This is a genomic window from Lactobacillus xujianguonis (assembly GCF_004009905.1).
In the GTDB taxonomy this organism is placed as follows: Bacteria; Bacillota; Bacilli; order Lactobacillales; family Lactobacillaceae; genus Lactobacillus; species Lactobacillus xujianguonis.
Genome location: NZ_ML136897.1, coordinates 1 through 13,914 on the forward strand (window position 1 = coordinate 1; position 13,914 = coordinate 13,914).

Genomic DNA, 13,914 nt, shown 5'->3' on the forward strand with positions numbered 1-13,914 from the left:
GACTTCATTTCGATTTCTTAAGATCTTTGTCTCAAGATTTATTGCTTGCGAATTGACTTCGCTTCTTTGTTTGGGTTTTTACACCCGCACACTTTTAGCGAAACTTTGTTCAGTTTTCAAAGTACTAGCTCTGTCTGAGTTAACAGACAGCTTTTATATTTTATCAAACCGCTTCGTCCTTTGTCAAGAACTTTTTTCGATTTGTTTTCTGCCGCTCAGTGACGCTTTAGCATCACCCGACGACAGTTAAGTATATTACTCGTTTTTCTTTCGCTTTGCAAGTCTTTTTTTTAAAACTTTTTTCAAAGCTCTTTCCGAGTTTTCTTGTCATCCCTCAAGACGACTTTATTAATTTACTCTACTTTTCTTTTTTATGCAAGCTTATTTTTTAAACTTTTTTCTGATTGATTAAAAAAGCTTGATCTAACAAGCCTTTTTCAATTCGTTAATTGTACAAAAAAAGAGGATTCGTTTGAATCCTCTTTGATCAACTTATTAAATTAAACTTTCTTCTTTAGTAATCTTCTTCATACCATTCATGTAAGGTACAAGAACATCAGGCACAGTTACTGAACCATCTTCATTTTGGTAATTTTCCAAAATTGCAGCTACTGCTCTACCTACAGCAAGTCCTGAACCGTTCAAAGTGTGTGCTAAATGAAGCTTACCATTTTCATCACGATAACGAATATGAGCACGACGAGCTTGGAAGTCAGTACAGTTAGAACAACTTGAAATTTCACGATACTTGTCTTGAGCTGGCATCCAAACTTCAAGGTCATAAGTTTTAGCACTAGTGAAACTAGCATCCCCAGTTGACAAAGCAACTACATGGTATGGCAAACCTAACTTTTGTAATAAGTGTTCAGCATTGTGTGTCAATTTTTCTAATTGATCCCATGAATCTTCTGGCTTACATACCTTAACCATTTCAACTTTTCTAAATTCGTGCATTCTAATTAAACCGCGTGTGTCTCGTCCTGCTGAACCAGCTTCACTTCTGAAGGCTGGAGACAAGGCAGTAACGTTGATTGGCAACTTTTCACCATGGATAATTTCATCACGGAAGTAGTTAACTAGTGGTACTTCAGCAGTTGGAATTAAAGTTAAGTCCCGTGGCTTGTCAGGATCATCGTTATCAACGATTGTGTAAACATCTTCATGGAACTTAGGGAATTGACCGGTTCCTTGCATTGAAGCATCGTTTACCAAGTAAGGTGGGATAACTTCAGTGTAACCTTCTTTAGTATTTTCATCTAAGAAGAAGTTGAAAACAGCACGTTCCAAAAGTGCACCTGCACCCTTGTAGTAAACAAAACGAGCACCTGAAACTTTAGCAGCACGATCCCAATCTAAAATATCAAGATCGGTACCGATATCCCAGTGAGCCTTTGGCTTAAAGCTAAACTTAGTTGGTTCGTTCCATTTACGAACTTCTTCATTGTAACTATCATCTGGTCCAATTGGATCGGAATCAGCTGGGAAGTTTGGTAAACGAAGCAAAATATAATTTTGCTTTTCAGTTAAATCTCTAATTTGTTCATCTAACTTTTTGATTTGATCACTAACTTCACGCATTGACTTGATAGCGTCACTAGCGTCTTCTTTATTCCGCTTAGCTTCACCAATCTTTTTAGAAACTTCGTTACGTTCAGCCTTGAGTTGTTCACTTTGGCTCAATGCTTGACGACGCTTAGCATCAATTGCCACAACTTCGTCTAATTCTTCAGGCTTAATCCCACGTGTAGCAAGTTTGTCCTTTGCCCAATCAAGATTTTCCCGGATAACTTTAATATCTAGCATCTTATAAAAAACCTCCATCAAAAAAGAGCCGACTCATCCCCAACACTGGGACGAATCGGCTCTACACGGCTTCGCGGTGCCACCCATTTTCAGCTAAATGCTGCACTCATTAATGGCGATAACGGCGCCGAACCGTGCAACTATTAATTGCCCACTTAATTTGAAATCTGGAAACGACATCCGTTCACTCACACCAACCGTGAACTCTCTGAAGCAGTCTTAGGATTTCGTGTTTGGCTCCATTTTAAGCCATTCTGCTCGTTTGAGCAAATAATATTTTTCTCGATATGAAAAAATCTGCGTTAATTGCGAATAATCAGCGGTATAGACGTATTTAAAGCCCAAATTTTCTAATAAATGTTGCGAGTGTAAATTATCGACAAAAGTCCCCGCCCAAATTTCTACTTGGTCTTCTTTCTCAAAGGCTTGGTTAAAAATCAGCTGCAAAGCTTCGGTCATATAGCCTTTTCCTTCATAAGCTTTTGAAAGCAAAAAGCCTAACTCCTTAGTTTTAAGTAAACCACTTTGCTCATCCATCCCGCGTTCATAAAGTTCTACTAACCCAATGACTTGCTGAGTTTCTTTTAAACAAAGGGCATAACTGTTTTGGCGCTTAACATATTCACGCGCACTTTTTTCAGCTTCAGTTAAATTGCTTAGCCGCTCAAATCCAGCTAAACGATGATAACGTTCGTCTTGACCCCATTTTAATAAAACAGGCGCATCCTCTACTTGGAAGCGCCGTAAAAAAATTCTTTTTCCAACTAACATTATTTACCAATTAAACTTAATAACCACTTCGAGCCATAAACTAAGCCTAAACTATAGGCCGCAATCGTCCATGGCTTACATAAAATAATAATCCAAAAGTAAGTCCAAAACTTCATCTCGGTTAACCCTGCTAACAAGCAGAGCACATCATCTGGCGCTGCTGGCGCTAAAATACAAATTGCAAAAAACCAGTTAAACTTCTTTTGGTTCGTAGTCCATTTCATATACTTATTCAAAGTTTCTTCGGAAATAATATGAAAAATAAACGCCCGCCCGTAATAACGAGCTAAAAAGAAGTTAATCAATGAGCCAATGCAGATGCCGACATAATTATAAATAAATCCTGGAATAGGTCCAAAAAAGACTACCCCTGCAAGTAAAGAAACGCCACCCGGTATGATCGGAATTACCACTTGGACAATTTGAATCAGCACGAAAATAATGGGCCCAATAATTTGCTTATTGGCTAAATAGGCCTTCATTTTCTCCTGATCAGTAAAAATCCCTAGTCGATACCAATAAATTACCAGCAAAATTATGATTACACTACTAATAATCGTCGCGTAATTAATCAGTTTACGACTAGCCTTAGCTGACAAATGCATTTTTTCATCCCCTTGCTTTTCTTCTAGCAGTTCAATTTTAGCAAAAAAACATCAGAAATGTCTTGATTACGATCAATTGCTAACTTCTTTAACGAAATCTAAAAAAATACATAATTTAATATATAATAGATTTGGAAGTGTAAATTTTTAAAAGGGTGAAGATTATGGCAATTATTAGAAATAATATTATTTACGATAGTAAAAATAATTTAGCAACCGACATTTATTATCCTAACGATACTAGCTCTAGTACCAAAATTTTAATCTTTTGGCACGGTGGTGGCTGGTTCCGTGGAAACAAAGAAAGTGTCAAAAGTCTTGGCATTAGTCTAGCTAATGCAGGGTTTATGACCTTTATTCCAGAATATCGTTTGGCTCCAGCCAATTTATTCCCCGCTGCCCACGATGATGCCTTGCACTTTGCTGATTGGCTTCTTCATTCCCAATACACTGATGCAGGCGATGAAGAAAATATTGTGCAAATTGGTGCTAGCGTTGGTGGAACTATGGCACTGGAAGTGGCCGGTAAGTATGGTTTCCCAACCGTTACTTGGTCAGCACCAGTTGAATTTTCAAACTGGATTAAAAATCACCAAGATGTAAAGGCATCTCCTGCCGGTAAAGATGAACTAGGGCTCACTAAGCGCAGTGACATTAATCAAGCTTTTTATAAATATTTCACACTCACTTACACTGGCACTAGCGACTCACAAGTTTTACAAAAACTAGATGTCATGCACTATGACCTTACTAAATTAGACAAATTGATGATGATCAACTCAGCTGATGAATTAACCCCTCTATCTAGCGTTCTTGACTTTATTAAGTTCCTAGCAGCTAAACAACATGAAATAGAATTACTGGTAATTAAAGGTCACGGTCATGCCATGGATTACGGGATAGATTATCTAGATGAATCACTTGACTTTCTTTACCAAACAATCAAAAGACAGAAGTAGTAACTATGATTAACATTCAAAAATTTGTCGCTATTCGTAAAAAGCAAAAAATCTCACAGTCCAAATTAGCTGAAGGGATTTGCACTCAAGCGACTCTCAGTAAGTTTGAAAACAACGGACAAGTTCCTGCCTTCAAAATTCTGGAACAATTATGCGCAAGACTGCAGATTGAAGTCGGCGATATTATGCTCAATAGTCAAAATAATGAATTGACCAAAAAGATGATGCAGGCAGAATTTGCGTTTATCGATTATGATTATGAAAAGATTTTTGATTTAATCTCAAGTATTGACGAAGAAAAAATCAAGAATCGCACTGATCGTCTTCATTTTGATTACTTGCGGGGCCTCTATGCCTTGGAAGGAGACCGGGATCAAATGACGGCTCTCTTTTACTTCAATAACATTTTGACTCAACCTCACCTTGATGACGATAATATTTATCGCCTCTTGGCACTTAAGGGCTGCAGTCAAGTTTATGACCAACGAAAAGACTTAAAAAAGGCCAAATATTATTATCAGCAAATTCTTGATTATGTCATGCAAATTAAGATTTCAGATAATTTATCAGCCTTACAAGTATTATCAATTCTTTACCATGCTGGAAACTTTTACGGTAAGAATGGTGATTACCAAAAGTCGAACTATCTGTTGAATTACGCTTACCAAGTTGGTAAACGGCAACATGTAGTTTACTATATGGCCCGAATTCTTTACCGTTTGGGTAATAATGATGTCAGAGAAAAGAAGGTTAAAAAACGGACTATTCAGCGTTTAAATGATGCCTGTGCTTTTGCCCGTTTTAACCATAATCAAGTTACATTAAATCGAACAAAAAAACTTCTCCAACAAATTGGAGAAGTCACAGAATAAGCAATGAGTAGCGCCTGCTACTCATTTTTCATTAGCGTTTAACTAGACTGTTTTTGTGAAAGCGGTTTATAATAGATGCTATATCTAGCGTATTCAAATTTTTCTTAACTACAAAACGAGGTAACAAATACATGTCAAAATATCAATCAATTAATCCATATAACAACGAAGAATTTGCTAGTTTTGAAAATCCAACTTCACAGCAAATCGACGAAGCGCTTAATCTTGCCGATCGTCTTTACCATAAATGGCGCTATGAAATGCCAGCCAGTCGGGCTGAAATTTTAAAGAAAATTGCGACCGCTTTGCGTGAACATGAAGCTGAAATGGCCAAGATGATGACTTTAGAAATGGGAAAATTACTCAGTGAATCCCAAGAAGAAGTTGAACTGTGTGCTAACATTTGTGATTATTACGCTGAAAAAGGTCCAGCAATGCTTGAGCCAACTGATTCACCATCTAGTTTAGGTAAGGCTTACTACTTAAAGCAAGCAACTGGTGTTGTGTTGGCTTGCGAGCCATGGAACTTCCCACTTTATCAAGTAATTAGAGTCTTTGCCCCTAACTTTATTGTGGGAAACCCAATTATTCTGAAGCATGCTCACAACGTACCTTCTTCAGCCGCCTTAATCGCTAAAATTATCAAGCGTGCTGGTGCTCCTGAAGGTAGTCTACTTAACCTTTACCCTAGCTATGATCAATTAGCAACGATTATTCAAGATCCGCGCATTCAAGGGGTTGCATTAACTGGTTCTGAACGAGGCGGCATGGCTGTTGCCGAAGAAGCAGGTAAAAATTTAAAGAAGTCAACCATGGAACTTGGCGGTAATGATGCCTTTATCGTCCTTGATGACGCTGACCCGCAAGTTTTGCGCAACGTCCTAAACGATGCACGGACTTATAATGATGGTCAAGTCTGCACTTCTTCTAAACGAATCATCGTTGTCAAATCACGCTACGATGAAGTCTTGCATGAATTGAAAAATATCTTTGCCAACTTAAAACCTGGTGATCCCCTTGATTCAGCAACTACCTTGCCACCAATGAATTCTCAACGAGCTAAAGAAAAGTTGGCTAAGCAAGTTGAAACAGCAACCAGTCATGGCGCTAAAGTCTTTTACCAATATCCTGAAATTGACCAAGAAGGGGCCTTTTTCAGACCAATGATTTTAACTGATATCAAGAAAGATAATCCAGTCTATGATACTGAATTATTCGGCCCAGTTGCAGAAGTCTTTGCTGTTGAAGATGAAGACGAGGCTATCCAACTTGCCAATGATTCTAGCTATGGTTTAGGTTCTTCCGTTATCGGTCAAGATATTAAGCATGCCCAAGAAGTTGCTGCTCAAATTGAGACCGGAATGACGGTCATTAACGGGCGTTGGATCACGTCTGGAGAGTTACCCTTCGGTGGAGTTAAAAAGTCTGGCTACGGCCGTGAACTGAGCGAATTAGGCATGATGGCCTTTGTAAACGAACACTTAGTAATCGATGTTACTAAAAATAATGAATAATTAATAGTGAGTGGTTAGAAACTTCTCGAGAAATAGCCGAGATAGTGTAGAACTGGATTAGAATACGTAGTATTCAATCCATGTTCGTAACTATATTCGGCTATTTCTGTTTCTGACCACGATAATTCTGGAATGGAGTATGCTAAAAAGTCTGGGAAAGTTATTTCCCAGACTCACTATTTTTTACTTATTTTTCCTAAAAACATTAAATCCTGATAAAGCAGTAGTCATGATACTTGCTAACACCAAGAAGTAAGCAGAGGCACCAATTGAGACCGCATAAGTTAATAACTGACTGGTTACTTGGCTCAATACCCCAGTATTAGCTCTCACACTACTCGACATCTTGAAAATGATAAAAATTAAGAAGATCGTTTCAATTAACGAAAGAATGAACGCCACAGCCTGGCTTGGTTTCGTATTCTTGAAAATATTGTAAATAATAAAAATCGGGAACAAAATCAGTAACAACCAAATCACATACAAAACCAAGGCCCAAATTGAACTATTGCCAGAAGAAAGTAAACGTCCTGCCAAACTCAAAATGACTTTTGAAATTGACATTTTTTCTGAATACATTGCCCCCATCACTGATGCACCTGATCCAGAAAACAGCACAATTAAGCTAATAAAAGCCGTTAAGACCACCGATAATTGAATATAGCCCAAGCGGTAAGTTCGCTGCTTTTTCACCTTTTCAAGATGATCTTCCACCTTGGGATGATCTTTTTCAAAGCGTTGCCGCCGACTGCGTAATTTTTGCCCATTACTTTCTACGCTGTTAAAGACATTAGAACCAACTAAATTTAGCTTCTGCGTTAAGCGTTTATCCACAGTATACTGTTCAATCTTAGTAGCCCGATCACAAACGATAAATAGCCAGACCATTAAAACTAAGAAGCTAATCCAGCCTAACGAGCGTGAAAAACTCATAATTATTAAGAGTAAAACTCCGAGTAAAAAGACAATTGTCGCATTCTTACGGACCCACCCAATCATCTTTTGAACCGTCGAGTTTTGATTTTCGGGGTAAAACTCTTCGCGATAGGCAGCTCGACTGGCAATTTTACCTGCTTCACCAGCTTGTTCATACTTTTCTGGTTGATGTTGATCAGTAAAAAAGTCGTCACGATATTTCTTTAAATTAAAGCCACAGTTTGGACAAATATCGGCTTCATCTTTCACTTGTTTTCCACAATTTGGACAAGTTGACATTTTTGAACCCCTCTTCATTAGTTTCCGTAAGCAAATTATATCATTGATTTTACGGCAAAGAAAAACAGCGTAGCTTTAACTACGCTGTTTTTATCGATTCTTATATTTTATTTCTTGCGTTTACCCCAAGGAATTTTAATTCCTTCATAAGTTAATTTAACCCCAGCAGATAAAGTGATTGGCAAGATGAAGACTAAGATCAATAAACCAATATCCACAGTTAAGGCAACTTCAATTAAAGTTGGAATTCCTGATGGAATCAAGGCTGCGAACGTACCACCTAAGATAATGGCAGCTGAAACAACAACGGTTCCGATAATGCCACAAGCCTTCAAAATTCTTGAACTTGGAGTATCAATTCCTTCAGTTTCTAACTCACGATAACGTGTCATGAGGAAGATACTGTAGTCAACACCCAAAGCAATCAACATGATAAAGCTGAAGAATGGTGTGTTCCAAGTAAGCATTGAACGACCAAGAACAGCCTTAACAATCCATTGGTTAATTGAAAGTGAGCAGAGGTAAGCAATCAATAATGTACCTAAGATGTAAACTGGTTGCAAGATTGAACGAGTTACGAGCATCAAAGCAATGCCGATTCCGACAAGCATGATAGCAGCAGTTCTAATAAAGTCACCACTGGCAACTGTCTTAGTGTCTTGAATCTTAGAACTTTGACCACCCATAGCAACCTTAGCATTCTTAAGGGCAGTTCCTTGTAAGCTCTTCTTAGCCATCGCACTGAGTTCATGTGAACGTTCAGTAGCTTCAGTAGCACTTGGGTTACTCTTGAAGACTACAATCAATAAAGCACTCTTCTTGTTAGGGCTAAGGTAAACATTCATTGACTTTTGGAACATTTCATTCTTGATGAATTCCTTAGGAATGTAAAAAGTATCAGCAGCGGCTGAAGCTTGTAAACCTTGCAAGTAGGCGCCACCTTGGCCTAAACCACTGTTAGCTTGATCAAGACCATTAGTAATCTTAGGCATGCTGCTTGCAAGACGACCAGCACCACTATTGAGTTGGCCAATACCGTTACTCAATTGACTAGCGCCAGATGCGCCTTGAGCAAGACCATTATTAAGTTGGCTAGCACCATTACTTAAAGTACCAAGGCCACTATTAAGTTGACTGGCACCAGAACCAAGACGGCTTGCACCACTACTCAAAGTTCCAAGGCCATTGTAAAGTTGACCTGCACCGGCATTAAGCTTGTTAGCACCAGCTTGCAAACGACTTGCGCCAGCAGAACCTTGGGCAGCTGCAGATTGAACTTGACTTAAGCCTGAGCTTAATTGGTTAAGTGCAGTTGCGGCACCTGGTAAAGCTTTATTTGAAGCAGTTGCTAATTGCTTCACAGCTGCTTGCAATTGATTTACTTGATTAAGAGTTGCAGTTAAACTTGCTGGATTAAAGCTACTTGCAGTTGAAGTAGTTGAACTACCTGCAGCTGCTTTAGCTGCTGCAGCCTTGGCTGCGCTAGCTGCTGCTGCTTGAGCTGCAGAAATTGATGATTGATCAACTTTCTTACCATTAGCAGCTTCTTGCTTGACGATTGTTTCAATAGCAGCAGTAGCAGCTGCAGTTGAAGCATCATTCACAGCCTTAGTTGCTTGGCTTTGAGCTGCTGTTTGGGCTTGTTTAATTTGAGCTTGTAAACCACTCAATTGTTTAGTCAAACCGGAAACATCCATGCCGCCAACTTGTTTATTCAAAGCCTGAATACCATTATTAATTTGTGGCAAAGCAGTTTGAAGTTGAGCAAGTTGGGCCTTGTTTGAACTGCTCATTTGACTAGACAATTGTGAACTTAATTGATTCAAGCCATTAACCAAAGTTTGGGTACCGCTAGCTAAACTGCTGGTACCATTCTTCAAACTACCAGCACCACTTTGCAAACGGTTAGCACCGCTAACTAGTGAACTGGTACCACTTTCTAAACGACCAGCACCGGTTTGTAAACGAATGGCGCCGCTTTGCAATTGACTAGCTCCACTTTGCAATTTGGCAGTACCGCTTTGTAATTGATCAGCACCACTTTGCAAACGACTGGTCCCATCTTGAAGTTGTTGAGCACCATCAGCAGCCTTTTGACTACCCTTACTCAACTTACCTAAACCGGTTCTAACTTGATCAACACCTGAGTTAACAGTGCCTAATTGATCATTAAGGTAAAGTTGACTAATTGCTTCACCATAAGGTTCAGTAACTGAAGTTGCAAAATCAACATCCTTAGAAGCTTGCAGTTGCTTAGTTAATTGATCAATTAACTTTAAGTTCTTTTCGTTATCTAAACGATGATTACTCTTAATGTACAAATATGATGGTTCAGCAAGACCTTTTGAGAAGTGCTTTTGCACAACTAAAAAGCCTTTTTTAGCTGGGACGTTGTCCGCAATTTCATCAGTATCGTCATAGTTCAAGTGACCAGAGTACATTAACATAAACGGAATGGTAACAACTGCTAACACAAGCAAGTAAATAATTGGTCGCTTCAAGGTTCCAGCTGAAATTGCGTGCCATAACTTGTCTTCGCTTTCACCGTTAAACTGCTTAGAAGGCCAGAATAACTTCTTACCTAAAACAGCCATAAAGAATGGGTTCAAGGTTAGCAATACTACTAATAATACCGCTACCCCAACGGCTACCCCAACAGCTGATTGGTAAACAGAGAATCTAGCTAAACTTAAAGCAGTAAAACCAATTAAGATTGATGAACCTGAGTAAAGAATAGTCTTACCAGCATTGATTAAGGCATCATGCATGGCCTTGTATTTATCCATGCCTTTACCCAGATTTTCTTTAAATTTGTCATACAGCAGAATGTTGTAGTCCGTCCCAATACCAAATAAGACGATCACCATGAACACTTGCGTAAAGTTAGAGAATGGGAAGTTAGCGTGCTGCACTAAATTAGTCACAATTGAGAATGAAGTTAAGAATGAAACCCCAACTGTTAACAATGAAATTAGTGGCACAATTGGTGACTTAAAGACGATAATCAAAACAATAAAGATAAAAACTACCGTAATTGCTTCTGTCTTCTTAATTCCTTCTTGAATCGAAGTTGAGAAGGCATTAGTTAAAATATCCGCACCAGTTACGTAAGTCCGCACACCTGAAGTTTTAGCGGCACCCTTAATTTGATCTTCAACACTCCCAATTGAACGTGACTCATTGCCCTTCTTCTTGGAAATATTTAATTGCATTACCCAAGTAGTACCATCTTTTGATTGGAGCTTCTTTCTGGTAGCAATATTGGAATCTGGTGCTAAGACATCAGTAATTCCATATTTTTCTTTATTATTTTGAAGTCGATCAACAGTTGCATTAATGGCAGCTTTATCGGCTTCAGTTAATTTACCATGCTCCTTATTAAAAACGATCGCCACTTCATAGGTATTCTTTTTCTTCTTACCCCAATCGTTTTGAATCGTTTGTGCAACTTCACTTTGAACATCTTTTGGCAATGTAATAGTGGAGTGTGCACTAGTCAATTCACCGACATTTGGCAAAGCAATTACCGATATCAGTAAAATTAAAATCCATGCTATTAAACCGAAAACATGGTTTTTTAAAAGCTTTTGCACTTTCGATTGTCCTCCCTCTTAACGCTACTGCAAAATAGCCATTGGCTGAACTAAACGCAGAATCATTTGATGATAATTCTCATTAGATTGCTCCTTACTTTCATTAGCAAAAGCAGTCGATTTATCTAAAAAGACATATCCCAAAACCGCACCTACCAAAGCGTGGAAAGAAATGGCGTCATCTTTTTTCAATTTGAGCTTTTCACCCAAAGTGAACAGATTGGTAATTTCTTGATTGATCGCATCATCTTTCCCATACTCATTCAAATGATACAAGATACTTGATAAAGCAGCATCATGCAAGATAAAGTTGCGGGTTAAGTCAGCAAACTTTAATAATGCTTCCGTTCCCGAAAGTCCCATTAACTTATCGACTAGTTGATTATGCAAAACTCGAATGCGTTTTGCTCCAACCAATGACAACAATTGATGTCTTCCTGAAACATAATGATACAAAGACTGTGATCTAACGCCAAGAGCTCGTGCTAAAGCTGGCATGGTGGTTTCTTTTAAACCCTGATCGCTAATCAGATCGCTGGCTTTATCAATCACTTTATTCAAATCAAGACTTCGTTTTTGTGCCATTATCATCCCTCCTTTGTTAGAGCATGATCATAATATAGCACTACAAAGTGAAGATTACAATCTACAAAGTGTAAATTAGTATATAAAAAAACAAGATTTTTCAATCTTGCTTTCATTACCGCTTACTTATTGAACCAAGCTGACACTGTTTTGCCTAACTTAGTAAAGTTTTTGTTCGAATTACTCCAAACTGCAATTGAATAGGACCGGCCGCTAGTTTGGACGATCGCTACCGCCGCATTACTATCAGCTAAACTATAAATCGTTCCTGATAAACCACGGTTTAATTTATTACTTTGCCCATGCATTGCACCTAAGACATTATAAGCACCTTGCCGCTTTAAGACTCGACCTTGATAAATTCCTTTCAAAGTTGCATCCAAGTTATTAGCCGTGGTTTTCCCAACCGGAGAACTAGTAAACTTGCCGACCATCTTAGTCTGCGTAATATGGAACTCTTTAATAATGCGGTTAATATTCTTCATCCCGATTTTTCTCAGCAAAGTATTAGCTGCCGTCTTATTGCCACGCATCATGGCATCCCGCAAATAAGCAATGCCATAGCCAATGTTAGGCTGGAACATCTTCTCACCCTTCACCCGGTCAGCCTTTTTGACCTTAATGGCTGTATGTGCACTGAGCTTGCCAGTTTGTTCCTGCTTATAAATTGCAATCAACAAGTATAGCCGCATAATTCCATTGACGCCGTGAATTCGCTGACTATTACTTAAACGTACAAAGCGAGAGGAATTGTTCAAATCTTGAACTGCTACTTGATAAGTGTCGTGTTTACCCATGACTGCCCTAATTTTCCTAGCTAGCCTCTTTTGGCTGCCCTTTTCAACTGTCACCTTAGTGGCATATTCCGGACTAGTAATCTTAGGAGCACGAGGTTCTTTAATTGCTGGTTCTTTTGCTTTTTTCTTTTTAGCCACTTTTGCACTTTTTGGTTCAACTACTTGTAATTTAGCATTTTGCACCCGATGCAAGTTAGTAGAATATAGCATGAACGCAAATAAAGTCGCAATTAACGCTCTAATAAATACTTTGTTTTTCATAAAAAGTCCTCATCTTAGAAGAAATGATGCCGCCGCATTAAGACAATTAACCAAATCATTAAGACCACCATGATCACAATGATTAAAATCCAGTCAAAAGAATTCTTTAAAATTGGTAAGCTAACGTTCATCCCATAAAATCCCGTTAGAATAGTCGGAATTGTCAAAACTAGTGACCACACAGTTAAGAATTTCATCGTATCGTTCAGGTTGTTATTCATCATGTTGTTAGAAGTCGCTGATAAAGTCTTGGTTACTTGTTGGGAAATCTGAATCATTTCGGCAGACTGGTTTGATTCAATTAACACATCATCTAACCGCTCACGGGCAGTCTTGGTAAAGTTTAATTTAGAATGATCCAAACTGTGCAACATGATTAAGTCTGTTTGAATTGAACTAGATAAATAAACTAAACTTTTTTCAATATTAGATAATTCAACTAAATCCTTATTATCAATGTCATCAGATAACTTTTGATCAAGACTATTACGTTCAGCATCAAGCTGGGTAACAGCGCGTTGAAAGTATTGTGAAGCATACAGTAAAAAGATCATCAATAATTCAGTGACGTCTTTGGCTTCAGCCAATCTTTTACGCATATGTTCATCATTAAATTCATCAAAAACATAGCTCGTTGACTCAGTATGGAAAGTAAAAATATTTTCACCAACAACTAAAAAGGTAATTGGGTGAGAAGTAAAGTGTTTAATAGAATTAGTTGGCCAGATCGGAACATCATAAACCAATAAGTGACTCCGTGTATGTAAGTCATAGTCATAGTGGGGACGTTCGTGACGGTCAGAAATATAAGAAATGATATCCGGCGTAAAGTTAAAATCGTCTTGCAATTTATTACTGTCTTGCTCACTTAAATTGCTGATATCATACCATTTGTATTTAGTTTCATTGGGAAAATTTTGTTGTCTAATCAACTAGTCT

At 38.3% G+C, this 13,914-nt stretch carries 11 protein-coding genes; 3 read left to right on the forward strand and 8 right to left on the reverse strand.

What is annotated here, in order from left to right; genetic code table 11:
* Nucleotides 1-495: 495 nt before the first annotated feature.
* From serS to EJK17_RS09155, 3 genes are all read right to left on the reverse strand, one after another.
* A complete protein-coding gene (gene serS, locus EJK17_RS09145; protein WP_103662380.1) occupies nt 496-1,803 on the reverse strand; it encodes a serine--tRNA ligase in 1,308 nt (435 codons plus the stop codon).
* Nucleotides 1,804-2,022: 219 nt separating this feature from the next.
* A complete protein-coding gene (locus EJK17_RS09150) occupies nt 2,023-2,574 on the reverse strand; it encodes a GNAT family N-acetyltransferase (protein ID WP_103662381.1) in 552 nt (183 codons plus the stop codon).
* Nucleotides 2,574-3,179, reverse strand: a complete 606-nt coding sequence (locus tag EJK17_RS09155) for a TVP38/TMEM64 family protein (RefSeq protein ID WP_127796377.1) — start codon at nt 3,177-3,179, stop codon at nt 2,574-2,576. Before EJK17_RS09155 ends, EJK17_RS09150 begins: the two co-directional genes overlap by 1 nt.
* Before the next feature lie 164 nt (nt 3,180-3,343).
* Here EJK17_RS09155 and EJK17_RS09160 point away from each other — a divergent pair, with 164 nt between their 5' ends.
* The 3 genes from EJK17_RS09160 (at nt 3,344) to EJK17_RS09170 (ending at nt 6,524) form a co-directional block, all read left to right on the forward strand.
* Nucleotides 3,344-4,138 (forward strand): alpha/beta hydrolase fold domain-containing protein, encoded by a 795-nt coding sequence (locus EJK17_RS09160; protein ID WP_103662383.1) that lies wholly within the window; start codon nt 3,344-3,346, stop codon nt 4,136-4,138.
* A 5-nt stretch (nt 4,139-4,143) separates the two neighbouring features.
* Nucleotides 4,144-5,010, forward strand: coding sequence for a helix-turn-helix domain-containing protein (locus EJK17_RS09165; protein ID WP_103662384.1), 867 nt, complete (start codon nt 4,144-4,146; stop codon nt 5,008-5,010).
* Nucleotides 5,011-5,141: 131 nt separating this feature from the next.
* Nucleotides 5,142-6,524 carry an NAD-dependent succinate-semialdehyde dehydrogenase gene (locus EJK17_RS09170; RefSeq protein ID WP_103662385.1) on the forward strand — a complete coding sequence of 461 codons (1,383 nt, stop codon included), beginning with the start codon at nt 5,142-5,144 and terminating at the stop codon, nt 6,522-6,524.
* A 183-nt stretch (nt 6,525-6,707) separates the two neighbouring features.
* On the opposite strand, the gene EJK17_RS09175 is transcribed toward EJK17_RS09170, so the two are convergent.
* The 5 genes from EJK17_RS09175 to EJK17_RS09195 form a co-directional block, all read right to left on the reverse strand.
* Complete coding sequence (locus EJK17_RS09175) at nt 6,708-7,739, reverse strand: zinc ribbon domain-containing protein (protein ID WP_103662386.1); 1,032 nt, start codon at nt 7,737-7,739, stop codon at nt 6,708-6,710.
* Nucleotides 7,740-7,846: 107 nt separating this feature from the next.
* Nucleotides 7,847-11,332 carry an MMPL family transporter gene (locus EJK17_RS09180; RefSeq protein ID WP_127796378.1) on the reverse strand — a complete coding sequence of 1,162 codons (3,486 nt, stop codon included), beginning with the start codon at nt 11,330-11,332 and terminating at the stop codon, nt 7,847-7,849.
* A 24-nt stretch (nt 11,333-11,356) separates the two neighbouring features.
* On the reverse strand, nt 11,357-11,917 hold the full coding sequence (locus tag EJK17_RS09185) for a TetR/AcrR family transcriptional regulator (RefSeq protein WP_103662388.1): 561 nt from the start codon (nt 11,915-11,917) through the stop codon (nt 11,357-11,359).
* 122 nt (nt 11,918-12,039) lie between these two features.
* Nucleotides 12,040-12,975, reverse strand: coding sequence for a serine hydrolase (locus EJK17_RS09190; RefSeq protein ID WP_103662389.1), 936 nt, complete (start codon nt 12,973-12,975; stop codon nt 12,040-12,042).
* 14 nt (nt 12,976-12,989) lie between these two features.
* The gene (locus tag EJK17_RS09195) at nt 12,990-13,907 is read right to left on the reverse strand and encodes a magnesium transporter CorA family protein (protein WP_103662390.1); all 918 of its coding nucleotides are present in this window, start codon (nt 13,905-13,907) and stop codon (nt 12,990-12,992) included.
* Between the last annotated feature and the right edge of the window lie 7 nt (nt 13,908-13,914).